Raw genomic sequence first — 23,783 nt, forward strand, 5'->3', positions numbered from 1 at the left:
GGCTGCGGCAAAAGCCGCGCGTCCAGACGCCTGTTGCTGGGCGACCAGGCGGCAGCGACGCTGCGCCTGCGCTCCGATGTCGAGCGCAAGCGCCTGTTCGGCCTCGCGCCCACCGCCAACAGCCAGTCTGCACCGGGCAGCGGCATTTACGCAGGAGGTGCCAATGATCTCACCTACCAACGGCTGCACGCGCTGGCCAGCGAACTGCTCGCCGCCGGCTGGTCGGTGATCGTCGACGCCGCTTTCCTCGAGCGCTCGCGGCGTGATGCCTTTCGCGCGCTGGCAGGGCGATCTGGAGTTGCGTTCTTGATCGTCGCGCCGCAGGCTACGCCGGCACAATTGCGAGCGCGCGTCGTCGACCGGCGGGCAAAGGCCCGTGACGCTTCCGAAGCGACCCTCGCGGTGCTCGATCGGCAGTTGGCGCAAGTCGAACCCTTGTGTGCTGACGAACTCGAGTACCTGCAATAAGGACCGAATGCGATCCCGATCCTGGTGAATACGGCGTCACCCGCTCCCGAGTCCAGCCGCTTTCCCAAGGCCGTGCTCCTCAGTATTGCCTGACGCCTACGCCCGGTACTGCCTGCGGGGTGTCGGAAAATTTTACACCAAGATTCCGGCAAGGCCCTGGCAAACGGGAAGATCGTTGCTTTAAAAAGGAAACACGATACATAAAATATGGTATGATTTTTGCTTATAGTATGAACGGCCATTTCTGGATGTCTGTTCGGCACGGCCGGAATCTGCCTCCAATCTGCTCCTCTTGACAGATACCGGTGCGGAAATACCCACAGAATCAATTGATGGCTTGAAATTTTTGCTTAGGATTTTTGCAGAACGCTTTGCGTTTCGCATAGGGTGGAGCAGCGTAATGAACATTCTCAATCACTGGAAGATGCTGGATCTGATCACCCGTGACGGCGAGTCTCTGGTATGCGTCGAAGGGCGCGTGTATGGCAGCAATCCCCGCTTCCCGGCTTCCTCGCACATCAGGACCTCACCGGTCACCGGTTACAGTGTTGATGCCAACTCGATGGTCATCATGACCAAACGTGGCTCGGCGTACCAGCTTGGCAAACCTGATCCCTCACAGACCTTTGCTCAGCAGCGGCTCATTCGACGCCTGTCACGCCTGGGCCAGATACCGGCACCCGGTTTCAACGCACTTGAAACGCAGCTGACCGGCAATCTGGCCGATTTCACCAGTTTCAGCGAACACTATGATGAAACCGTGAAGTGACCGCCCGCGGTATAGGTCCAGCGCTGCAAGCCTGGCAAGCGCCCGCCCTATTCACCCAGATAGCTGGCGCGCACTTTCGGGTCGGTGAGCAGAGCCTTCGACTCGTTGGTCAGCGTGATCTCGCCGCTCTCCATGACGTACCCACGCTGACTGACTTCCAGCGCCAGCTTGGCATTCTGCTCAACGAGCAGAATGGTCATCCCTTCGCTGGCCACCGCACAAATCACCTCGAAGATTTTCTGCACCATGATCGGCGCGAGCCCCATGGACGGTTCGTCGAGCAACAGCAGCCGCGGTTTGCTCATCATCGCCCGGCCAATTGCCAGCATCTGCTGTTCACCACCCGAGAGTGTCCCTGCCAGTTGCTGTGCCCGCTCCTTGAGACGAGGAAAGTGCACTAGCACCTGTTCAAGGTCGTTTTCGATCTCCGTCTTGTTGTTGCGCGCGTAGGCACCCATGCGCAGGTTTTCGAGGCTGCTCATGCGCGGGAAGACCCCTCTTCCCTCTGGTACGAGGGCGATCCCCTCACCGACCAGGCGGTGTGGCGGCAAGGCCAGCAGTTCCTTGCCGCGATAGCGGACACTGCCACCGATAGGGTCGAGCAATCTTGACAGCGCTCTCAAGGTACTGCTCTTGCCGGCACCGTTAGCGCCGATCAGCGCCACCATCTCGCCCTCATTGACATGAAAGGTGATGCCGCGTACGGCCTGGATACCGCCATAGGAAACGCGCAAACCGTTAACTTCGAGCATGATTCATCGTTCCCTTCAGGCCACTGACCCACCGAGGTAGGCCTCGATCACACGCGAATCCTTCTGCACCACGGCGGGTACGTCTTCACAGATTTTCTCGCCATAATCGAGCACCGCCACCCGCTCACACAGCCCCATCACCAGTTTGACATCATGCTCGATCAACAGGACCGTCACGCCATCCCGGCAAATGCCCTCGACAAGCACGCGCAAAGCCTCGGTTTCAGTGCCGTTCATCCCGGCTGCCGGTTCGTCGAGCGCAAGCAACTTGGGTTCGGTAGCGAGAGCGCGGGCAATCTCGAGGCGCCGCTGATCGCCGTAGGACAAATGCTTGGCATAGTCATGAGCCCGTTCATGAATTCCCACATAGTGCAACAGTTCTTCGGCGCGGCGAACAATCGCACCCTCTTCAGCACGGGTAGCCGGGTTGCGGCTGATCGCGCCAAAGACGCCAGCGTGTGTGCGCAAATGGCGCCCAACCATGACGTTCTCGATCGCCGTCATGTTGCCGAACAGGCGAATGTTCTGAAAGGTGCGGGCGATCCCGACCGCGGCTGCCTTGTGCGGAGCATCGGCTTCGAGCTTGACGCCGTCAAAGATGAAATAACCGCCCTCATTCTTGTAAAGACCGGTCAGGCAATTGAAAAAGGTGGTCTTGCCGGCGCCATTCGGTCCGATCAGGCCATAGATCTCGCCCCGGCGAATGGTCAGCGAAACGTCATGCAAGGCCTTGACGCCGCCGAAATGTTTGGCAACCTCATGAGCTTCGAGAAGAAGCGGTTTCTCGCTCATGGTCAATCCGCACTCTCGGCCAGTTCGCGGCGGCGTTGCGACGAGGGCCAGAGACCAGCCGGCCGGAAGCGCATCACGAGCACCAGCGCGAGACCGAAAATCAGCATCCGCAAGCTCTCCGGGTCGATGATCATGCGCCCGAAGAGCCCGCGCTGTAGTGGCTCGATGCCGTAACGCAAGGCTTCGGGAAGGCCGGTCAACAGCACCGCACCGAGAATGACGCCAGGGATATGGCCCATGCCGCCGAGAACGACCATCGCCAGAATGGTGATCGATTCCATCAGCGAGAAGCTCTCGGGACTGACGAACCCCTGCATCGCTGAAAAAACGCCACCTGCGATACCTCCGAACGAGGCACCCATGGCGAAAGCCAGCAACTTGATGTTCCGGGTATTGATCCCGCAGGCCTTGGCGGCAACCTCATCCTCGCGAATCGCCTGCCAGGCCCGACCGATCCGTGAGTCCTGCAAGCGCATATTGACGACGATCACCAGCAGCGCCAGCGCGACCAGCAGAAAGTAGTACTTCTGCGGCCCGGAAAACGACACGCCAAGGAAAGTACTGGTCTGGGCAAACGAAAAATCGCCAATCCGGATCGGGTCGATCAGGGTAATTCCCTGTGCGCCGTTCGTGACGTTGATGGGTGCATTCAGGTTGTTCATGAAGATGCGGACGATTTCACCAAAACCGAGTGTCACAATGGCCAGATAGTCGCCTCGCAGCTTCAGGGTCGGTGCGCCGAGCAGAACTCCAAAGATGCACGCCAAGCCGGCACCCAGCGGCAGGATCACCCAGAATGGCAGGTGAATACCGAAATGCGGCGAGGCCAGGAGGGCATAGGTATAGGCACCGACCGCGTAAAAAGCGACATAACCAAGGTCGAGCAGCCCCGCATAGCCGACCACGATGTTCAGACCAAGTGCCAGGAAAATATAGAGAATCGAGAAGTTGGCGATACGCACCCAGGCCTGGCCACCGAGTGCGGCAACAAAAGGCACAGCCACCAGGACGGCCGCGAGCAACAGGAAACCCAGCCAAGGTCGCTGACCAGGAATGAGGACAGGGCGCCGTTTGAGGTGTCCGTTCATGCGCGATCTCCAGTACGTTCGCCAAACAGCCCCGAAGGACGAAACATCAGGACGATGATCAGCACAATGAAGGCAAAGATGTCCTGGTAGTGACTGCCGAGAAAATTGCCGGTCAGGTCACCGATGTAGCCAGCACCCAGAGCCTCGATCAGGCCCAGCAACAGGCCGCCGGCCATGGCGCCGGCGAGATTGCCGATGCCGCCGAGAACGGCCGCCGTGAAAGCCTTCAGGCCGAGCATGAAACCCATCTGGTAATGCGCGATCTCGTAATACGAACCGACCATGCAGCCCGCCACCGCGCCCAGTGCCGAACCGATGATGAAGGCCATGGCGATCACGCGATTGATATCGACGCCCATCAGTGACGCCACGTGCGGGTTCTGCGCCGTCGCCCGCATGGCCATGCCGATGCGCGTACGGTGCACCAGGTAGATCAACCCCAGCATCACCAATGCCGCAAGGGAAACGATCGCGACCTGCACGTTGGTAAAACTGGCACCACCCACTTCATAAATCTGCTTGTTGATCATCGGTGGAAAAGTGATGTAATTGCGGCCCCAGATGAGCATCGCCACATTCTGCAGAACGATCGACATGCCGATCGCGGTAATCAGCGGGGTCAGTCTCGGCGCATGCCGCAATGGACGATAAGCCACCCGTTCGAGAGCCCAGCCGAGTACCATGCAGACCACCACCGAAACCAGCAAACCAACGCCGAGAATCAGCAGTGGCGGCATGCCGGAACCGGCAAAAAAAACAATCACGGTGAAAGCGACCATCGTCCCGATCATCACCACCTCACCATGGGCGAAGTTGATCAGGCCGATAATGCCGTACACCATCGTGTAGCCGAGAGCAACCAGCGCGTAGACGGCACCCAGAGTGAGGCCGTTGATCAACTGCTGAAGAAGAGTATCCATGGTCAGGCTTTCCGCAACAAGGCGCTGGTGGCGAACCATCGTCTCCGACTCATGCCATCAGGATCGTGCGAGGGCGGGTGCGGAAGCAAGGGCGCGGTTGATGCTGATCGGATGCAAAGTCAGGAGAACAGGGAGGGAATGGCCGCAGCCATTCCCTCGCTAGCCTAGCGGAAGAGTTTATTTGCTGGCTGCCGTACCACCTTCGGATTTCAGCGTGGCGAGCTTGCCATCCTTGATCTCGAAAACCGTGATCGCACCGTTCTTGATGTCGCCCTTTTCGTCGAACTCGATCTTGCCGGTCACGCCATCGTAAGCGGTCTTGCCCACTTCCGGCAGATATTTCACCGGGTCAACCGAGTTGGCACGTTTCATGGCGTCGACCAGGACCATCACCGCATCATAGCTGTATGGCGAGTAGATCTGGATCTGACCATACTTCTTGGTGAAGTCTTCGAGGAACTTCTGGCCATTCGGGAGCTTCTCGGGAGGTAGACCGGCTTGTGAGCAGATCACGCCCTCGGATGCCGCACCGGCAAGCTTGATCAGTTCGGGCGAACAGCCGCCGTCGCCGGTGGTGAACTTGGCCTTGATCCCGAGCTCCTTGATCTGCTTGAGCATCGGGCCACCGACCGCATCCATGCCGCCGAGGAAGATCACATCGGGATTCTTGGCCTTGATCTTGGTCAGAATGGCCTTGAAGTCAGTGGCCTTGTCATTGGTAAACTCGCGGGCAACAACGGTCGCACCAGCCGCCTTGGCAGCTTTCTCGACCTCATCAGCCAAACCCTGACCATAAGCCGTACGGTCGTCGATGATCGCAAACTTCTTGGCACCCATGTCCTTGGCTGCGTAGGTACCAATCACGGAACCCTGCTGGATGTCGTTGGCCATCACCCGGAAAGCGGTGTTGAAGCCCTGCTGGGTGTACTTCGGATTGGTTGCTGACGGTGAAATCTGTGGCAGGCCTGACTGGTTGTAGATGGCCGATGCCGGAATGGTGGTACCCGAGTTCAGGTGACCGACGACGCCGACAACCTTGGCATCAACCAGTTTCTGGGCCACGACGGTACCGGTTTTCGGATCTGCCTGATCATCCTCGCCGAGGAGTTCGAACTTGATGACCTTGCCATCGATCTCGATCTTTTTCGCATTGGCATCGTCAACGGCCAGGCGGGCGCCGTTTTCGTTGTCCTTGCCAAGATGCGCGATCGGGCCGGTCAGCGGTGCGACGTGGCCGATTTTCACGACCATTTCGGGCTTCGGTGCCGGCGCAGGGGCGGCAGCAGCCGGGGCCGGGGCAGGAGCAGCGGCCTTGGGTTCTTCCTTCTTTCCACAACCAATGATTGCCACCGAGGCGGCCAGAACGACGAGTACACCAGGCATACGTACATTGTTCATGATTTTGATCTCCACTATGGTGTTCTTACTGGGCTAACGAACGCGCGATTGTCCAAGCACATCAGGACCTTGTCAACCAGCATATGATTTCCCGACCGGCATGTCCTCTTCCTGAAGTGCGTCTTCAAAACAAGAAACCGGCACACAGCCGGTTTCTTGTTCATTCAGCCCTCACTTCTGGCTGAGGATCCATTTCGCGAGTTTGGTCGCCTCATCGGGCGTAACAGACGGGTTTGGCGGCATCGGTATCTCACCCCAGACGCCCTTGCCGCCCTTGATGATTTTCGTGGACAGCGCTGCTTCATCCTTCGCCGTGTACTTTTTGGCCACATCCTTGTATGACGGGCCCACGACCTTCTTGTCAACCGCGTGACACGACAGACAGTTCTTCGACTTGGCCAGGGCTTCGGCGTCCTGAGCCTGGACAGCACCAGCAGACATTACGCCGGCAGCAGCCAGCAGACACACGTAGATCGCTTTCATGCTATTACTCCGTTCAAATGAGGGGGGTTGCAACGCTCCGATAGTATTTCAGTTTGGCCAGCTTGGAAAGCCTCTTGATCGGTCTTGCCGATACCGCCAGCGTCACCCTCTCATCAACGCATCGACAGCGGTGATCGTTGACCTTGCCAGTATCCTGGCATCGTGCATGGGGGGTGTATGCTCCCTCAGATCCGTTTCAACTGCCTCAGGTCGCGCACCGCGCCAGTCGCCGCCGAGGTGGCCATCAATGCATAGGCCTGCAAGGCCTGGGAAACGACCCGCTGGCGCTCGGCTCGCGGCTGCCAGGCAGACGCCGCCGCCTTGGCGTCCATTGCCGTACGACGCCTGGCCAGCTCGGAATCGGCAATGGCCAGATGGATGCGGCGTCCGGGAATATCGATCTCGATCAGATCGCCCTCCTCAATCAGACCGATCGCGCCGCCTTCAGCGGCTTCCGGTGAAACATGCCCGATCGATAATCCCGAGGTCCCTCCTGAAAAGCGGCCGTCAGTGAGCAACGCGCAGACCTTGCCCAAGCCTTTGGACTTCAGGTAGGACGTGGGGTAGAGCATTTCCTGCATACCCGGTCCGCCTTTCGGCCCTTCGTAGCGAATCACCACCACCTCGCCCGCCTTGATCTGGTCGCCGAGAATTGCCTGTACGGCATCATCCTGGCTCTCGAACACCCGTGCCTTGCCGGTAAACACCCAGATGCTCTCATCGACACCAGCGGTTTTGACGATGCAGCCGTCACTCGCGATATTGCCGTAGAGCACGGCCAGGCCGCCGTCCCGCGAATAGGCGTTGGCCTGGTTGCGAATACAGCCGCGCGCGCGATCGAGATCCAGATCCGGATACCTCCGGTTCTGCGAGAAAGCCTTCTGTGTCGGAATGCCGCCTGGTGCCGCCTGGTAGAATTCGAACACCTGCGGGTCTTCTGTACGGATCACATCCCAGCGGTCGATCGCTTCGCCGAGTGTTCTTGCATGCACGGTCGGCACGCCGCGATGCAGCAGGCCGGCACGGTCGAGTTCGCCGAGAATCGCGAAAATGCCGCCGGCTCGATGCACATCCTCCATATGATAATCGGGTGTCGCCGGAGCGACCTTGGCCAGACAGGGAACCCTGCGCGAAATGCGGTCGATGTCGTCCATCGTGAAGTTCACCCCCCCCTCCTGCGCAGCCGCCAGAATGTGCAGCACGGTATTCGTCGAACCGCCCATCGACACGTCCAGCGTCATCGCGTTCTCGAAGGCTGCGAAACTGCCGATGGCACGCGGCAGCACCGAGGCGTCGTCCTGCTCGTAATACCGGCGGCAAAGGTCGACGATCTGGCGTCCCGCCTGCAGAAAAAGCCCTCGGCGGTCAGCATGGGTGGCCAGAAGACTACCGTTGCCGGGCAGGGAAAAGCCGAGCGCCTCGGTCAGACAGTTCATCGAATTGGCGGTAAACATCCCCGAACACGAACCACAGGTCGGGCACGCCGAGCGTTCGAAAGTGTCGACTTCCTCGTCCGAACAGTTGCTGTCGCCACCCTTGACCATCGCATCGACGAGGTCGACCGCAATCACCTTGCCACCCCATTTCACCTTGCCGGCTTCCATCGGACCACCGGAAACGAAGATCGTCGGAATGTTCACCCGCATCGCCGCCATCAGCATGCCGGGTGTGATCTTGTCGCAATTTGAAATGCACACCATCGCGTCGGCGCAGTGCGCATTGACCATGTATTCGACCGAGTCGGCGATCAGATCGCGCGAGGGCAACGAATACAGCATGCCATCGTGCCCCATGGCGATCCCGTCGTCGATGGCAATGGTATTGAACTCCTTGGCCACACCGCCCGCACCCTCGATCTCGCGCGCGACCAACTGGCCCAGATCCTTGAGGTGAACGTGTCCGGGAACGAACTGCGTGAAGGAATTGACGACGGCGATGATCGGCTTGCCGAAATCGCCGTCCTGCATGCCGGTGGCACGCCAAAGGGCGCGCGCGCCAGCCATGTTGCGACCATGCGTCGAGGTGCGGGAACGATAGTGTGGCATTGCCGATCTCCAATCCGGAACACGCCCGAGGGTGGCGCGATATAATGCCAATTCTATCCGAAAGCCCCCGGGATGTTCGTTCCGTGTTAATCCATCCGCAGTTCAACCCTGTTGCGCTTTCACTCGGCCCGCTCAGCGTGCACTGGTACGGACTGATGTACCTCCTGGCCTTTCTCCAGTTCTGGTGGCTTGGCCGGCAGCGAATTCTCGCCCACCCGCCACTTTCGCAAGCTGGCTGGACGGTGCAACAGCTCGATGACCTGTTGTTCTACGGCGTCCTTGGCGTGATCGCCGGTGGCCGTCTAGGTCAGGTTCTGTTCTACGAGCCGGGCTACTATCTCACGCAGCCGCTGCAGATTTTCGCCGTTTGGCGGGGAGGCATGTCGTTTCACGGGGGGTTGCTCGGTGTGCTGCTCGCGATGTGGCTGTACGCGCGCAAAACTGGCAGAACCTGGCTCGAAATCACCGACTTCGTCGCGCCGCTGGTGCCGCTCGGCCTGGCTGTCGGGCGCATCGGCAACTTTATCAATGGCGAGCTATGGGGACGTGCGGCTGATCCTTCCTTGCCGTGGGCGATGGTTTTCCCCCGCGTGGACGATTTGCCGCGCCACCCGTCACAGCTCTACCAGGCCGGACTCGAGGGGCTCACCCTGTTTGTTGTCCTGTGGATCTATTCAGGCCAGACGCGGGCACGCGGCGCGGTTTCCGGAGTTTTTCTCATCGGCTATGGGGTCCTGCGATGGATCGCCGAGTATTTTCGGTCGCCGGATGAGGGAATCTTCGGGTTTTCATACACCGTCAGCATGGGGCAGTGGTTGTCGCTGCCGATGATTGTTGCCGGAATCATTTTTGTCGTCGTCGCGAATCGCCAGCGCAGCTGAGTCGGCGCGTCGCTGGCCGCGAGACTGAGGAGAAAGCAATGGCAGAAGGTATGGTAGTGCGGGGGCTGCGCCGCGTGCGCTCGCTACTCGCTGATGGCGGCGCTGCGCGCGGCCTGGAGGGAAAACAACTGGTACGCATTCGTGATCTGCTTCATGAATGCGCCAGCGGCATCGGCGGAGAGGTCTCGGCAAGGCAGCGTGCCGGCCGTCTTGCGGAAACCTATCTGCGCCTCAACGACGAAGGGCGCGCCAGCTTCCTGAGAATTGTCGCCACCGAATTCGGCCCCGACCCGCAGCTGGTCGCCAAGGCGCACGCCGACTATCAGGCGGCCATTGGCAGCGACGCGCAGTGGACTGCCGAGTCCGCCCTGCGCAACGCCATGCGATCTTCTCGCCTGCGCATCCTGACGCAATTCAACACGCTCTCACACGGCGTCAAGTTCCTGGTCGACCTGCGTGCCGATCTGCTGCGCTTTGTCGAAAAGGATGCCGCTCTGCGTTCGCTTGATCGCGAACTCGAATCCCGACTGGGTGCCTGGTTTGACGTTGGCTTCCTTGAACTGCAGCGCATCACCTGGAGTTCACCGGCAGCGTTGCTCGAAAAACTGATCGAGTATGAAGCGGTGCATCAGATCCGCTCCTGGAGCGATCTCAAGAACCGCCTTGATTCAGACCGTCGCTGCTATGCCTTCTTTCATCCACGCATGCCCATGGAGCCGCTGATCTTCGTTGAGGTGGCGTTGACCGAACATCTCGCCGACAACGTGCAAACACTGCTCGACGAGCATGCACCGGTATTCGATGCGCACAGGGCAAATACCGCGATCTTCTATTCGATTTCAAACACCCAGGTCGGCCTGCGTGGCGTTTCATTCGGTAATTTCCTGCTCAAGCGGGTTGTAGACGACCTGAAACGCGATTACCCACGTCTGGTCAACTTTGCCACCCTCTCTCCCCTGCCCTCGTTCCGGCACTGGGCCGAGAAGAACCCGGAGCCCTGGCCACAGGCTTTCAGCGCTGCCGACCTCGAACGGATCAAACGCCATTTGACACCGGACATGCCGCAACCGGCCGACGCCAGCGACCTTGCGAAGCTGCTTGCCGACGCACGCTGGATGAATGACGCGCGCCTGGCACGTGCCCTGCAACATGGCCTGCTGCGTCTGGCCGCACGTTATCTGCTGACCACCAGCAAGAGTGGGCGGCCTTACGATCCGGTCGCCCGCTTTCACCTGGGCAATGGCGCGCGTATCGAACGCCTGAATTATCTGGCTGACACCTCGGCACGCGGTCAGCAGCAATCATACGGCCTGATGGTGAATTATCTTTATGACCCTGATACTATCGAAGCGAACGTCGAAGCCTTTTCGCGCAGCGGCGAGATCGCTGCCGCTGCCACCATACGTCGTTCAGCCCGCGATTGAGATTGCACAACACCACCACACACCCAACCACACACCCATATTCCCTGTAATCCTGCCAAGAGAAAGAACAACCATGAATCCACGTCCCTTCAAAGTCCTCGGTATCCAGCAAATCGCCATCGGTGGCCCCGACAAGCTCAAACTTCGTCAACTCTGGGTTGACATGCTTGGCCTTGAAATCACCGGCAACTTTGTTAGCGAACGCGAAAACGTTGATGAAGATATTGTCGCAATGGGCAAGGGACCGTTCAAGGTCGAAGTCGATCTGATGCAGCCGGTCGACCCCGACAAGAAGCCGGCCGTGCATGCCACGCCGCTGAATCACGTGGGTCTCTGGATTGATGACTTGCCGAAGGCGGTTGAATGGCTCACGGCCAATGGCGTTCGCTTCGCGCCGGGCGGAATCCGCAAGGGTGCCGCTGGCTTCGACATCACCTTCCTGCACCCAAAGGCGAGTACCGAGTTCCCGATCGCCGGTGAAGGCGTGCTGATCGAGATGGTGCAGGCGCCACCGGAAGTCGTCGAAGCCTTCGCCAAACTCGCCTGAAAATACCCGCCTATGCCGGCGCAGGCAGCCCTTGACAACGGGCCCCACTGACCGCGACCGGTCGTGGACGGGCAGGCACTGCCCGTCCACCGCTCTGCTCCGGCAGATCGTGCTCGCTGCACGCCGATTCCTGGGCAATACCACGACGCCGCCGGCCGGGGTCTGAATCACGAGCGGTCAGCATGACGATCACCCCCCGTAAGCCGTGCACGCACGACACCGCTTCCAGATTGTCTGCCCTCTCAATCGATTGCACGTTTTGTGCACTGGATGGTTCATTTTTGCGAAGAAAAGAACGATAATTGCCGGCCCGGGACACTCCCGCGCAACAAGGAGTGCAACAAGGAGTAGAACCATGCCAAGAATTCATGGCCAAAGTAAAACTCGTCTCGTTCGTTCATCAAGCCCTGGTCGGATCGGGCAAACCGTGGGTAGCCGGCGTTGTGGGACACCGTCCGTGTCAGGTGAGCATTCCTGTCCGCAAGACGGTTCCCCCCTCACCAGTTTCTCGCCACACCAAGGAGGCACCAATGAGTGAAGTCAAAGCCGTGCAAGAAGAGGTCGTATCGGAAGGCACCCAAACTGAACAGCTGACCGCGGTGCAGGCAGCCCCGCCGCCGGCTGCTGCAACCAAAATCGCGGCGCAGAAGAAACCCGCCAAAGCAGAAGCAAAAAATGCTGCACAGAAGACGGAACCCAAACCCGTGCAGGACAAGGCTCAAAAAGCGCCGAGAGGGAAAGCTGTTGAACCAAAGGTGGGAACCACCCCAAGCACGGTCAATCTGAACGAAAACGTCCGCAGCACTCGCAAACCGGCAATCAAGACCAAGGATTACGAAGAGACACTGTCGAAGCTGCAGATCGAACTCGTCAAACTGCAGGAGTGGATCAAATTCAAGAAGCTGAAAGTCGTTGTCCTGTTTGAAGGGCGCGATGCAGCCGGCAAGGGTGGCACCATCAAACGCATCACCGAGAGCCTCAGTCCGCGTGTCACCCGGGTAGCCGCGCTGCCTGCACCAACGGACCGTGAGCAAACGCAGTGGTATTTCCAGCGCTACGTCCAGCACCTTCCTGCCGGCGGCGAAATGGTCCTGTTCGATCGCAGCTGGTACAACCGTGCCGGTGTCGAACGGGTCATGGGCTTTTGTACCGAAGAGGAATACCGGGAGTTTCTGCGTACCTGCCCCGAATTCGAGCGCATGCTCGTTCGTAGCGGCATCATCCTGATCAAGTACTGGTTCTCGGTCAGCAACGAAGAGCAGGAACGCCGTTTCCAGAAGCGCATCTTTCATCCAGAAAAACACTGGAAGCTCAGTCCGATGGATCTCGAGTCGCGTGCGCGCTGGGTCGAATACTCCAAAGCCAAGGATGCCATGTTCGCCCACACCGACATCAAACAGGCACCCTGGTATGTCGTCGACGGCGACGACAAGAAGCGTGCCCGCTTGAACGTCATCACGCACCTGTTGAACATGATCGACTACGAGGATCTGACACCAGAGCCGATCGTCCTGCCGCCCCGTCAGGACGAGGGGGGTTATGTTCGCCCGCCGCTTTCCGACCAGACCTTCATTCCGGAAGTGTACTGAGTACTGAGACAAGAAAAACCCCGCTGTCGCGGGGTCTTGTCACTCTACAGGGTACAGGAACTCCGGGAAATTACGCCATCGCAAGACCATAGCCCCTCGGAAAAATCCCCTACTTGTAGTAGCCGACCGCACACACCTGGTCGTCAACCCTGGTCACGAAGGCGACCTTCGCCACCGGATCGGTCTGACCAGGGCGCGGCCACATGTATGACACCTCGGCAATCGATCCCTCCCTGCCTGCAGCGTAGACCTCCTCTCCCAGAGGTTTTCCGTATTTGTCCCGGAGATCCTTGAGACTCTTCCCGAGGAGCGTCGGATGCGCGGTGAAGTACCCGTCCGGACCACCACAATAGGGGTACAGGTCACGATCCTTGAAGCCACCTTCACCCTTGGTGAACATCACCAGCGCTTTGGCCTTGTCAGCCTTCACAGCCATAACGGCCTTTTCAAGCAGGGCTTTGGCTTCGGCTGGCGTCCCATATTCCGCTGCCATGGCGCCACCGATAGACCCGAAGAAAGCCAGCGCAAATACTGCGAACAATTGCTGTAGCATCCAAAATCTCCTTGTCAATTCATCCACCAGCAAGAAAGAATTGCTGACCTGTCGCAAGCGAGGAAGCCCCTCCTCAGCGACGATGGTAGCTCAAAATCGCATCAGGATGCTTGACTTCATCAGCTTGTCAAAAAATACGGCAACGCGCGGATCAGCAAACACCGATCCCCGGCTGCCCGATCCATGAACTTCGCCGGTTTCTTTCCAAGTGCTGGCTTGCTTTTCGTCGTCGCGGAGCGGGCTCTAGGCCAGCGAACCGGCAGCGGGTCAGCGGTACTTCCCGTGGTATGATCAAGTGCAGTCGTCGAAGACTCGAGATCAGGTGGACAACAGGCAATGAGCATTGGCAATGCAGAAGAACCCGGAAAAAGACGCTCAGTCTCAAAGAAACCGCTTCTTGCAGCGGCGAAGCCGGTCGGCGATGCAGAGCACCCCGTCCGGTCGGACGAGCGACCGTTCATTATCGGGATCGGCGCCTCGGCTGGTGGCCTGGAAGCACTCAGTCTGCTCTTGCCGAGCCTGCCAAAGAATCTTGGGCTGACTTACGTGGTCGTACAACACCTGTCGCCGACCTACCGCAGCATGATGGCACAGTTGCTCGGTCGTGAGACGACGATGCCGGTTCGGGACATCGAAGACGGAATGTTGCCCGAAGCAAATACGGTCTATATCACACCGCCTAATCGCAATCTGACGCTGCAGGCGGGTCACTTCCGGCTCGTCGAACCCACCAAGGAATCGATGCCCAAACCGTCGGTCAACCGTTTCTTCGCCTCCCTGGCCGAGGAGATCGGCGAATCGACGATCGGCATCATCCTGTCCGGCACGGGCTCTGACGGTGCTGCGGGAATCCACGCGATCAAGGCGGCTGGTGGTTTCACCTTTTCCCAGGATCCCGAAACCGCCAAGTATAGCGGCATGCCCCAGTCGGCGATCGATACCGGTAGTGTCGACTGGATTCTGCCGCCCGAGACGATGGGCGCCGAGATCAGTCTAATCGTCCTCAATCGTGGACTGATTCCGGTGGCCACCCAGGCGGCAAGTGCACCGGCAACGCTCAAGACGTTGCTCGGCAAAGTGCGCAGCCGCACCAAGGTCGATTTCTCGCAGTACAAGGAGCCGACGCTGTGGCGACGGATCGAGCGGCGAATGGCGGCAAACCATGTCAGTACACTGCAAGATTACCTGCGGGTGGTCGACGACACGCCGGTCGAACTCGACCGGCTGTGCAAGGACATCCTGATCTCGGTTACTGCCTTCTTTCGCGACGGCGACGCTTTCGCTCGGCTAGACAAGGTGATTGGCGACATTCTCGCCAACAAGCAGCCTGGTGACGATATCCGCGTCTGGACTGCCGGTTGCGCTACCGGCGAGGAAGCGTATTCCCTGGCCATTCTGTTTTCTGAACGTCTGGGGGCTTCCTTCGATCAGTACCGTCTGCAGATCTTCGCCACCGATATTGATCTCGACGCAATGGCGCTGGCGCGGCGCGGCGTGTTTGCCGCCTCCAGCTTGGCGCACATGGATCGCAATCGCATCCGCGCCCATTTCACGCCGCACGGTGACCGTTATGAAATCAACAAGAACCTGCGCGATGTGGTCATCTTTGCTCGCCAGGATCTGGTGCAGGATCCGCCGTTTCTCCGCCTCGATCTGATCAGTTGCCGTAATGTACTGATTTATTTCCAGAGCGAGTTGCAGGCCCGCCTGCTGTCGGTGTTTCATTACGCGCTCAATCCGGGCGCCTACCTGTTCCTCGGCAAATCGGAGGGAATCTTCCAGCAGGAGGCGCTGTTCGGCGTGGTCGACAAGGAAGGACGTCTTTACCGTCGACACGGGGTCGCTGCCCGACTACCGCTGCTACGCACCGAGATGCCCCTCGCGGCAGCCGGTCTGAACCAGCATCAGAGGCCGGCCAAACCCACCTCCTCGCTGGGTTTCGAGAACATCCTGCTTGAAGCGGCCGGACGGTTTTTCATCCCCACCAGCATCCTGATCAACAGCAAGTTCGAAATTCGCCACATTCATGGTGACGCCAGCCGACTGCTCAACGTTTCACCCGGCAAACCAGCTTTTGACCTGATCTCGTTGATCCGTCGCGAGCTGCGCACCGAGGTCCAGGTTCTGATGCGGCAGGCACAGGTCAAGCAGACCGTGGCGCACGGACGGCCAAGGCACATCAAGGCGCTCGATCCGAATCGCGGCGTCCGCCTTTCAGTGCATCCGATCCTGGCTCCCGACAATGAAACGCTGTTCATGGTCTGTATCGAGTGGATTGCGACGCCAGCCGGCAAGAGTCCCGCCGAGGACAGCAACAATGTCACCGACAAGGAACTCGAAGACGAACTGGCCGCAACGCGCGAACATCTGCAAACACTGGTCGAAGAACTCGAGACCTCCAACGAGGAAATGCAGGCACTCAATGAGGAGATCCAGGCTTCGAACGAGGAAATGCAGGCCTCCAACGAGGAACTTGAGGCCTCGAACGAGGAACTGCAATCGACCAACGAAGAGCTGGCAACGGTTAACGAGGAATTGCAGATCAAGACCGCCGAGACGCAGGAACTCAACATCGAACTGGAATGTATCCAGAACAGCGTCGACTACCCCTTGCTGGTCCTCGACCAGAAATCTACCCTGCAGCGCTTCAACAGTGCCGCCGCACGGCTGTTCAGGCTCGGCCCGCCACAAATCGGCCGGCATCTGCGCGATCTGGCGCTGCCGGACATGCCCAATCTGGTCACCGACAGTCAACAGGTGATCGACACCCAAAACGCCCTCGACCGCCAGATCGTCAACGCCAACCGACGCCACTACGCGCTGCACATCGCACCGCTATTGCGCGATGCGCAACGCAGTGCCGGCGTGATCCTGCTGTTTGCCGACAACACGAACCTGTACGAAATCGAGCGTTCGGCGCGCGAAACACAGGTCAGGTTGCTGGCGGTGATGAACAACTCGGTCTCGTTGATGGCGGTCAAGGACGCCACCGGTCGCTACCAGTTTGCCAACCCGAAATTCGAACAGACTTTTGGCTTCGCCACCGGGCGGGTCATCGGGAAAACCGATCTGCAGCTCTTTCCCGACGCCGTATCCGAGATCTTCCGCGAGAGCGAACTCGCAGCCATGCGTCTGCGCAGGGAAATCGAACGTGAAGAAACGCTGCCGCTGGCGAGTGGCGATCACCACTTCCTGGCTGTCCGCTTTCCGCTCTTCGACAACGACGGAGCAATCACCGGCCTCTGTTTCCAGGCCACCGACATCACCGCCCGCAAGCGCGCTGAGGAAAGTTTGCGGCTAGCGGCGATGGTCTTCGATCGCGCTTCCGAAGGCGTCATGGTGACCGATATCGAGCAACGCATCCTGACCGTCAATGACGCTTTCACAACCCTCACCGGGTTCACCCGCCAGGAGGTCGTCGGCAAGAAGCCCAACCTTCTGCGATCCGAAAAGACGCCGCCCGAGCTCTATGTCGAAATGTGGGACCGGGTCAATCGCCTGGGCGTCTGGCAGGGCGAGATCTGGAATCGACGGAAAAACGGCGAGACTTTCCTCGAATGGTTGTCGATCAATACCGTCAAGGACAAGAGCGGCAAGATAGTCAACTACGTCGGCATGTTCAGCGACATTACCAAGGTGCGCGAGTCGCAGCAGCGCGTCGAGTATCTGGCAACCCACGATGAACTGACCGGACTGCCCAACCGGGCATTGTTCAATGACCGCCTGCATCTCGCTCTGGCACGAGCCGAGCGATCACGCGAGAGTGTCGGCGTGGTGTTCATCGATCTCGACAATTTCAAGATGGTCAATGACACCCTCGGTCATGCCACCGGCGACAAGTTGCTCAAGCAGGCAGCGCTGCGTCTGCTCGACTGCGTGCGTGCCGAAGACACGGTGGCACGACTGGGCGGTGACGAGTTCGTGGTCCTGCTCGGAACCGCTGATCGTCAGAAGGCAACGCTGACTGCCGAGCGTTTGCTGAGGGCCTTGAGTACCAGTTATCAGTTCGACGAGCACGAATGCTTCATCAGTGCCAGCATCGGGCTGAGCATGTTCCCGGAGGATGCCACCGACGCCAGTGCGTTGATGCGCAATGCCGACTCGGCGATGTATCGCGCCAAGGATCACGGCAAGAACGCTTTTCGCTTCTTCACCGCCGACCTGGCTCACCTGGCGACGCGGCGACTGGCACTGGAAACAGGTTTGCGACGTGCGATCGAAAACGGCGAGTTGTTCATTCACTATCAACCGCAGGTCAACCTCGAAAACCGACGTGTCGTCGGTGCCGAGGCGCTGTTGCGCTGGCAATACAACGGTGAAGTCGTGGATCCTGTGGTGTTCATCCCGGTCGCCGAGCAAAGCAACCTGATCGTGGCCATCGACGAATGGGTACTTGGAGAGGTTTGTCGCCAGATCGACCAGTGGAACAAGACCGGACTGCCGGCCGTCCGCATCAGCGTCAACATCTCTGCTCGGCATTTCCGCAAGGAGGGCATGGCGGCGGACCTGATGCAGATCGTCAATGCGCATCGCGTCTCCCCACAACAACTGTGCATCGAAATCACCGAAGGGGTACTGATGGACTTCGAGCGTGCTCAGCGCATGCTGGCTGAACTGGTGGCTTTCGGCCTGGTGATCAGCATCGATGACTTTGGTACCGGATTTTCGTCCTTGTCGTACCTCAAGCGCTTCCCGATCCACGAACTCAAGATTGCGCGCAGCTTCGTCGACGGCATATCGAGCAACGCCGATGACCGCGCAATTGGTTCGGCGATCATTTCGCTGGCACGCCACCTCGGGATGAGCGTCGTCGCCGAGGGCGTCGAAATCGCCGATCAGCATGCCGAACTGGACGCTTCCGGCTGCCACAGTGGCCAGGGTTATCTCTATTCCCGACCGCTGCCGCCAGACGACTTTGCCGAATGGCTGCGCACGCACAACCTGCCCTGATTTGATCAGTTCGTGCCGTCACCTGCAACCGGCGGGTTTTCCTCGACGCCTGGGTTGTCCTCCTCCATGAGGCGCTGCTCGAGACTTTCGATCAGCCCGCTGGCGGCATCCTCGATCATGTCGAGCACCAGGTCGAAGCCATGCCCGAGACCGTAGTAGGGATCGGGAACTTCATCGTCATCGAAATTCTTTGAGTAGCTCATCAGCAGTCCCAAACGGTCATGTTTGTCCAGAGGACAGATGCGTTTCAGAACTGCGAGGTTGTTGTGGTCCATCGCGAGAATCAGGTCAAAGTACTCGACATCCTGCGCCGTCACCTTGCGCGCCCGCATGTCGGACAGCTTGTACTGACGAACTGCTGCGGCACGCTGCGTCCGTTGGTCCGGTGCCTCACCCGCGTGATAGCCATGCGTCCCCGCCGAATCGACCTCGATCCTGTCTTCGAGGTTCCTCTGACGCAGAAGGTGGCGGAAAACGCCCTCAGCCGTCGGCGAGCGGCAAATGTTCCCCATGCAAACAAATAGAACCTTGATCACCGTCCATTTTTCCAGATACGTTTGTTCCCCTGCCTCCGTTCGACCGATCCTGTCCCGACGGCCACAGGTCTGTCGCGCCGATCATCGCTCCTTGTGTCAAACGACAGTCGCCCGCTTACCTGACCCATCCGCTGGCAACAGCAACATGCTGCCGAGGCCTTCATCATCCGTCGAAAAGGCCACCATTGCAACCTTGCGCGAGCATCTGGGAGGATGATCGACATGCCTTCGCTAGGGCTTTTCGGCACCAGTGGCCAATCAACGCGTCCTGGAGAGCGGCCTGGATCGGGTTTTCCCGCCGGAGAGTGGCCGGACTTCGCTTCTGGCAGCAAGCTTCCCGGGCTTAAGCTTGCGCTGATTCTGCTCGGGGGCCGACTTGTCGGCAAAGGGGTTGATCGAGACCTTGAACTGGATTTGCAACGGCGTTCCCTGCAACTTGAACACCTCCCGGAAGGTATGTTCGAGGTAGCGACGATAGGATTCCGGGATCTTGTCGAGCGCATTGCCATGAACCACGATCAGCGGCGGATTCCTGCCGCCCTGATGCGCGTAGCGCAGCTTCGGCCGGATCAGGCCACTGCGTGGCGGCGCCTGGCGAGCCACCGCGTCAATTAGCGCACGTGTCAGCTTGGGTGTCGGCAGATCGGCAATAGCGGCCCGGTAAGCGGCGTCCACCGAGCGGAAAAGCGCTTCGAGACCCTGCGCCCTGAGCGCCGACACATAATGAAAACGGGCAAAATCGATGAACGACAAGCGGCTTTCGAGAGCGTCCTTGACCTGCTCGCGAACGTAGGCATCGAGTCCATCCCATTTGTTCACGGCAACCACCAGCGCGCGCCCGGATTCGCGGATAAAGCTGCCGATGTGCGCATCCTGGTCGGAGATGTCCTGACGTGCGTCGACCACCAGAATCACCACCTGCGCGCCTTCGATCGCCTGCAGCGTCTTGATCACCGAAAACTTCTCGATGGCCTCGAAAACCTTACCGCGACGGCGCAGGCCAGCGGTGTCGATGAGTGTGTACCGGCCACCGCCGCGCTCGAAATCGACTTCGATGGCATCGCGAGTGGTTCCCGGCTGATCGAAGGCGATGACCCGTTCTTCGCCGAGCAGCGCGTTGATCATGGTGCTCTTGCCGACATTCGGGCGTCCGACGATGGCGACCTTGATCATTTCGCCGTCGAATTCGCCCTCCGGCGGTTCCTCATACGGAGCGAGTGCCTCCTCGATCAGCGTCCTGACCCCCTCGCCGTGCGCCGCCGAGATCGCAAATGGTTCGCCGAGGCCGAGTTCGTGGAAATCGGCGACGACGAGTCCATGGCTCATCCCTTCAGTTTTGTTGACGGCAACCAGCACCGGACGGTCGGACCTGCGCAGGCGGTTGGCAATTTCCTTGTCAAGGTCAGTGATGCCACTGCGACCATCGACGACGAAAATCACGACGTCGGCCTCGAAGATCGCCTGCTCTGTCTGGCGCGCCATCTGGTACATGATGCCCTCCCTGGCGAGCGGTTCGAAGCCGCCGGTATCGATCACCAGATGGGGTTTGTTGCCGAGTCTTCCGTGGCCATAATGACGGTCGCGTGTCAGACCAGGGAGATCGGCCACCAAAGCGTCGCGGGTCCTGGTCAGGCGATTGAAAAGCGTTGATTTGCCGACATTGGGGCGCCCGACAAGAACCACACTCGGCTTCATTGCGTTTCGATCACGAGCAGGCGCCCATTGGCGGTCTGCACGACCAGGTGGCTACCCAGTCGTTGCAGGGGCGCTCGCACCGCGCTGCCATCGGTCGTCTGGCGCGCCGCGAACGAACCATCGTCGCGACTCAGAAAATGGACAATGCCCTTGACATCGGCCACGGCGATCAGGTTGTGCATCGGCAACGGCGCCGTAAGCCGTCGCAGGAAGAGCTTGTCCTGCTTCCAGAGGCTGGCACCACTGGCCTTGTCGAGCGCATGCACGGCACCCCTGTCGTCAGCAACATAAACGTAGCGGCTGTCGATCGCCACGCCGGCAGCGCTCGATATATCGCGCGACCAGATCAGGTTGCCGTTTCCCAGGTCGAAACAGGCCACCCGCCCCTGGAAAGCAACCGCGCAGATCATGCGTCCATCGATGACCGGCACGCTGGTGACATCGGCGACCCGGTCGAGTTCAGTGGTGCCTTTCGGCAAGGCCACCGTTCCCTCCCACAGCGGCGCGCCATTTTCTGCGCTTACCGCAATCAGTTTGCCACCGGGAAAACCGGCAAAGACATACCTGTCGATCAGCACCGGGCCGGCCGCCACACGCAACGATAGTGGGGTGCTGGGACGTTGATAGACCCATTTGCGCTTGCCGTCGAGCGGGTCATAGGCAGCCAGGCGATGATCGCCAGTGCGCACGATCACCAGACCGGGGCTGACCGTCGGCGGCGCAACAACCTCGCTACTGGCACGGGCTTTCCACAACAGGCTGCCGTCCGCCGTGGCAAAGGCAAACAGCTCGCCCTTGGCGGTACCGACCACGACCATTCGCTGATCCGCGCCAACCCCGCCCGAGAGTGGCTTCCCGGCGTTGATTTTCCAGACCTGCTGGCCATCGTCGAGGCGAACGACCGTACCGTCCAGGGCCGCCGCGTAGACCGAGGAATCCACCACCGCCGGAACGAAGGTATGATCGCCGGCCTTGCCGACATCTGCCGACCACAGCACGCGCACGGCATCCGTTGGCTGGATCGCCTGCAGTTCAGCCATCTTCGGCCCGCTAGGGCCAGAAAACGGATTCAGGGCATCCAGCGTCGAACAGCCGACCAGAAGCAACGACAGCCCTGCCGCCACGCGGAAGGGATGCCTCATCAGCTCGACTCCCCAAGCGCATCCAGCTTCTGCTGCAGTGATTCACGATAGGCGGCATTGGCCTGCCGGTCCTGCAGGGTATTCTTGCCACCCGGGCCAGCCTCATCCAGCTTGGCCAATGCAGTCTGGTAGGCCGCACGCGCCTCGGCAGTCTTGCCCTGGGCGTCAAGGATGTCGCCACGAGTGTCCTGGAAACGGGCGATAAAGCCGGCACTCGACGCGCCATCGAGTTGCTTGAGTGCCTCATCGTAGGCCTGCTCGTCGAGCAGCACGCTGGCCAGACGCAAACGCGCCAGATCCCGCAGTTCGTCCTTGCCATGTTCCACCACCCAGAGCAACTGCAGCTTGGCGGTTTTCACATCACCAGCGGCATACGTCGCCTTGGCGGCGATCAAGGCGGCCAAGGGTGCATACGCCGTTCTCGGGTATTTCTCGAGCAGTTCTCCACTCGCCGCCTTGATGCGCTGGGCATCGTTATCGAGAACGGCCTTCTGCATGACGCTGTATACCTGTGAGGCCTGTCCTGCCTGATTGCGCTGATACCAGTTCCAGCCTTGCCAGCCAACCACGCCGATCGAGGCCGCGGTCACGAGGCCGGTCAGCAGAGTGCCGTACTGCTGCCACCACGCCTTCATTTGGGCGATTTGTTCCTGCTCTTCGAGGTCGTAAGTTGCCATTACGAGTCTTCCTGGTTCAAAATGGAGCGGATGATTGCGTCGGCGAGGTTGTCGACACGCACTCGCGTCTGTTCATTCGGCTGCTCGCCAAGCGGGCGCATCGGCTTGAGAGTCACTTCGCCGGCGTTGGCCTCGTCATCGCCGATGATCACGGCAAAAGCCGCACCCGAGGCATCGGCTTTCTTCATCTGCGTTTTGAAGCTGCCACCGCCACAATGGAAAAGGACATCGATGCCATGGTCGCGCAGGCCCTCGGCGACGCGCGCAGCGAGACGTGAAGCGGCACTGCCCTGATGCACCACATAGACGTCGATGGCTGCCGCCCTGGCCTCGCCGCCGGCCTCGCGAATCAGTGCCAGCAAACGCTCGACACCCATTGCAAAACCGCAGGCGGGTGCCGGCTTGCCTCCGAGTTGCTGTACCAGACCGTCGTAACGACCGCCGGCACAGACGGTTCCTTGTGCGCCGAGGCGATCAGTGAGCCACTCATAAACCGTCAGGTTGTAATAGTCGAGGCCGCGCACCAAACGCGGATTGATCTGGAACGGCAAGCCGGCGTCACGCAGCACCTGCTGCACGCCCTCGAAATGTGCCAGCGACTCGGCACCCAGGTGATCGATCAGTCGTGGTGCGCCGACGATGAGGTCGTGCAAAACCGGATTCTTGCTGTCGAGGATGCGTAGCGGATTGGTGTACAGGCGCCGCCTGCCCTCTTCGTCGAGTGCTTCCTTGTGCCGTTCAAAATAGCGGATCAACTCGGCACGATGGCAAGCACGCTCGGCAGGTTGGCCCAGGGTGTTGAGCTGCAGCGTGATGCCTTCGAGACCGAGGTCATCCCAGAGGCGGGCTCCCATCAGGATCTGTTCGGCATCGATGTCCGGTCCGGGAAATCCCAGTGCTTCGACGCCGACCTGATGAAACTGGCGGTAGCGCCCTTTCTGTGGCCGTTCGTGCCGGAACATCTGGCCCAGGTAGTAAAGCCGTTGCGGCTGTTGCGCGATCAGGTTGTGCTGAATGACGGCACGCACACAGCCTGCGGTCCCTTCGGGACGCAGCGTCAGGGGCTCGCCATTG

At 59.7% G+C, this 23,783-nt stretch carries 20 protein-coding genes; 7 read left to right on the forward strand and 13 right to left on the reverse strand.

What is annotated here, in order from left to right; all coding sequences use genetic code 11:
* Together CAPSK01_RS14855 and CAPSK01_RS14860 are read left to right on the forward strand one after the other, a co-directional pair.
* Positions 1–468: ATP-binding protein (locus tag CAPSK01_RS14855; RefSeq protein ID WP_034928233.1), on the forward strand; the 468-nt coding region annotated here is incomplete at its 5' end.
* Positions 469–868: 400 nt separating this feature from the next.
* Positions 869–1,237, forward strand: coding sequence for a hypothetical protein (locus CAPSK01_RS14860; RefSeq protein ID WP_034928236.1), 369 nt, complete (start codon positions 869–871; stop codon positions 1,235–1,237).
* Positions 1,238–1,284: 47 nt separating this feature from the next.
* On the opposite strand, the gene CAPSK01_RS14865 is transcribed toward CAPSK01_RS14860, so the two are convergent.
* The 7 genes from CAPSK01_RS14865 to ilvD all read right to left on the reverse strand — a co-directional run bounded on the left by CAPSK01_RS14865 (position 1,285) and on the right by ilvD (position 8,715).
* Positions 1,285–1,989 carry an ABC transporter ATP-binding protein gene (locus tag CAPSK01_RS14865; RefSeq protein ID WP_034928239.1) on the reverse strand — a complete coding sequence of 235 codons (705 nt, stop codon included), beginning with the start codon at positions 1,987–1,989 and terminating at the stop codon, positions 1,285–1,287.
* A gap of 15 nt (positions 1,990–2,004) precedes the next feature.
* Complete coding sequence (locus tag CAPSK01_RS14870) at positions 2,005–2,781, reverse strand: ABC transporter ATP-binding protein (protein WP_034928242.1); 777 nt, start codon at positions 2,779–2,781, stop codon at positions 2,005–2,007.
* A 2-nt stretch (positions 2,782–2,783) separates the two neighbouring features.
* Complete coding sequence (locus CAPSK01_RS14875) at positions 2,784–3,869, reverse strand: ABC transporter ATP-binding protein (protein WP_034928245.1); 1,086 nt, start codon at positions 3,867–3,869, stop codon at positions 2,784–2,786.
* A complete protein-coding gene (locus CAPSK01_RS14880) occupies positions 3,866–4,789 on the reverse strand; it encodes a branched-chain amino acid ABC transporter permease (RefSeq protein ID WP_034928396.1) in 924 nt (307 codons plus the stop codon). Before CAPSK01_RS14880 ends, CAPSK01_RS14875 begins: the two co-directional genes overlap by 4 nt.
* A 177-nt stretch (positions 4,790–4,966) precedes the next feature.
* Complete coding sequence (locus CAPSK01_RS14885) at positions 4,967–6,187, reverse strand: branched-chain amino acid ABC transporter substrate-binding protein (protein ID WP_034928250.1); 1,221 nt, start codon at positions 6,185–6,187, stop codon at positions 4,967–4,969.
* Between the two features lie 171 nt (positions 6,188–6,358).
* Positions 6,359–6,670 carry a c-type cytochrome gene (locus CAPSK01_RS14890; RefSeq protein ID WP_034928252.1) on the reverse strand — a complete coding sequence of 104 codons (312 nt, stop codon included), beginning with the start codon at positions 6,668–6,670 and terminating at the stop codon, positions 6,359–6,361.
* 185 nt (positions 6,671–6,855) lie between these two features.
* Positions 6,856–8,715: a dihydroxy-acid dehydratase gene (gene ilvD, locus CAPSK01_RS14895; protein WP_034928255.1), complete on the reverse strand. Its 1,860-nt coding sequence runs from the start codon at positions 8,713–8,715 to the stop codon at positions 6,856–6,858.
* 83 nt (positions 8,716–8,798) lie between these two features.
* Here ilvD and lgt point away from each other — a divergent pair, with 83 nt between their 5' ends.
* The 4 genes from lgt to ppk2 all read left to right on the forward strand — a co-directional run bounded on the left by lgt (position 8,799) and on the right by ppk2 (position 13,156).
* Positions 8,799–9,596 (forward strand): prolipoprotein diacylglyceryl transferase, encoded by a 798-nt coding sequence (gene lgt / locus CAPSK01_RS14900; RefSeq protein WP_034928398.1) that lies wholly within the window; start codon positions 8,799–8,801, stop codon positions 9,594–9,596.
* 38 nt (positions 9,597–9,634) lie between these two features.
* On the forward strand, positions 9,635–11,020 hold the full coding sequence (locus tag CAPSK01_RS14905) for a malonyl-CoA decarboxylase (RefSeq protein ID WP_034928258.1): 1,386 nt from the start codon (positions 9,635–9,637) through the stop codon (positions 11,018–11,020).
* A 73-nt stretch (positions 11,021–11,093) separates the two neighbouring features.
* On the forward strand, positions 11,094–11,567 hold the full coding sequence (locus tag CAPSK01_RS14910; protein WP_034928261.1) for a VOC family protein: 474 nt from the start codon (positions 11,094–11,096) through the stop codon (positions 11,565–11,567).
* 782 nt (positions 11,568–12,349) lie between these two features.
* Positions 12,350–13,156: a polyphosphate kinase 2 gene (ppk2, locus tag CAPSK01_RS14915; RefSeq protein ID WP_273703771.1), complete on the forward strand. Its 807-nt coding sequence runs from the start codon at positions 12,350–12,352 to the stop codon at positions 13,154–13,156.
* Between the two features lie 109 nt (positions 13,157–13,265).
* On the opposite strand, the gene CAPSK01_RS14920 is transcribed toward ppk2, so the two are convergent.
* Positions 13,266–13,709: a cache domain-containing protein gene (locus CAPSK01_RS14920; RefSeq protein ID WP_034928263.1), complete on the reverse strand. Its 444-nt coding sequence runs from the start codon at positions 13,707–13,709 to the stop codon at positions 13,266–13,268.
* A 336-nt stretch (positions 13,710–14,045) separates the two neighbouring features.
* Between CAPSK01_RS14920 and CAPSK01_RS14925 the strand changes: the two genes are divergently transcribed.
* A complete protein-coding gene (locus tag CAPSK01_RS14925; protein ID WP_273703766.1) occupies positions 14,046–18,659 on the forward strand; it encodes an EAL domain-containing protein in 4,614 nt (1,537 codons plus the stop codon).
* A 5-nt stretch (positions 18,660–18,664) separates the two neighbouring features.
* Here CAPSK01_RS14925 and CAPSK01_RS14930 read toward each other — a convergent pair whose 3' ends face one another.
* The 5 genes from CAPSK01_RS14930 to hisS form a co-directional block, all read right to left on the reverse strand.
* Positions 18,665–19,195, reverse strand: coding sequence for a low molecular weight protein-tyrosine-phosphatase (locus tag CAPSK01_RS14930; RefSeq protein ID WP_034928266.1), 531 nt, complete (start codon positions 19,193–19,195; stop codon positions 18,665–18,667).
* Positions 19,196–19,453: 258 nt separating this feature from the next.
* Entirely contained in the window at positions 19,454–20,890 is a 1,437-nt protein-coding gene (gene der / locus CAPSK01_RS14935) for a ribosome biogenesis GTPase Der (protein WP_273703767.1), read from the reverse strand.
* Positions 20,887–22,032 carry an outer membrane protein assembly factor BamB gene (gene bamB / locus CAPSK01_RS14940; RefSeq protein WP_034928268.1) on the reverse strand — a complete coding sequence of 382 codons (1,146 nt, stop codon included), beginning with the start codon at positions 22,030–22,032 and terminating at the stop codon, positions 20,887–20,889. Before bamB ends, der begins: the two co-directional genes overlap by 4 nt.
* Positions 22,032–22,709, reverse strand: a complete 678-nt coding sequence (locus CAPSK01_RS14945; RefSeq protein ID WP_034928270.1) for a tetratricopeptide repeat protein — start codon at positions 22,707–22,709, stop codon at positions 22,032–22,034. The genes bamB and CAPSK01_RS14945 overlap by 1 nt, the downstream gene beginning before the upstream one ends.
* The coding region (hisS, locus tag CAPSK01_RS14950; protein WP_034928408.1) for a histidine--tRNA ligase at positions 22,709–23,783 on the reverse strand (1,075 nt) is incomplete at its 5' end. The genes hisS and CAPSK01_RS14945, both read right to left, overlap by 1 nt.

Source organism: Candidatus Accumulibacter vicinus, assembly GCF_000584955.1.
GTDB classification, from domain to species: domain Bacteria; phylum Pseudomonadota; class Gammaproteobacteria; order Burkholderiales; family Rhodocyclaceae; genus Accumulibacter; species Accumulibacter vicinus.

Coding starts and splice junctions, on each gene's coding strand:
- bamB (WP_034928268.1), bottom strand. CDS start 22,032: ATGAGGCATCCCTTCCGCGTGGCGGCAGGGCTGTCGTTGCTTCTGGTC.
- CAPSK01_RS14865 (WP_034928239.1), bottom strand. CDS start 1,989: ATGCTCGAAGTTAACGGTTTGCGCGTTTCCTATGGCGGTATCCAGGCC.
- CAPSK01_RS14920 (WP_034928263.1), bottom strand. CDS start 13,709: ATGCTACAGCAATTGTTCGCAGTATTTGCGCTGGCTTTCTTCGGGTCT.
- CAPSK01_RS14875 (WP_034928245.1), bottom strand. CDS start 3,869: ATGAACGGACACCTCAAACGGCGCCCTGTCCTCATTCCTGGTCAGCGA.
- CAPSK01_RS14860 (WP_034928236.1), top strand. CDS start 869: ATGAACATTCTCAATCACTGGAAGATGCTGGATCTGATCACCCGTGAC.
- CAPSK01_RS14890 (WP_034928252.1), bottom strand. CDS start 6,670: ATGAAAGCGATCTACGTGTGTCTGCTGGCTGCTGCCGGCGTAATGTCT.
- CAPSK01_RS14945 (WP_034928270.1), bottom strand. CDS start 22,709: ATGGCAACTTACGACCTCGAAGAGCAGGAACAAATCGCCCAAATGAAG.
- CAPSK01_RS14905 (WP_034928258.1), top strand. CDS start 9,635: ATGGCAGAAGGTATGGTAGTGCGGGGGCTGCGCCGCGTGCGCTCGCTA.
- CAPSK01_RS14880 (WP_034928396.1), bottom strand. CDS start 4,789: ATGGATACTCTTCTTCAGCAGTTGATCAACGGCCTCACTCTGGGTGCC.
- der (WP_273703767.1), bottom strand. CDS start 20,890: ATGAAGCCGAGTGTGGTTCTTGTCGGGCGCCCCAATGTCGGCAAATCA.
- ilvD (WP_034928255.1), bottom strand. CDS start 8,715: ATGCCACACTATCGTTCCCGCACCTCGACGCATGGTCGCAACATGGCT.
- CAPSK01_RS14885 (WP_034928250.1), bottom strand. CDS start 6,187: ATGAACAATGTACGTATGCCTGGTGTACTCGTCGTTCTGGCCGCCTCG.
- CAPSK01_RS14870 (WP_034928242.1), bottom strand. CDS start 2,781: ATGAGCGAGAAACCGCTTCTTCTCGAAGCTCATGAGGTTGCCAAACAT.
- CAPSK01_RS14910 (WP_034928261.1), top strand. CDS start 11,094: ATGAATCCACGTCCCTTCAAAGTCCTCGGTATCCAGCAAATCGCCATC.
- CAPSK01_RS14925 (WP_273703766.1), top strand. CDS start 14,046: ATGAGCATTGGCAATGCAGAAGAACCCGGAAAAAGACGCTCAGTCTCA.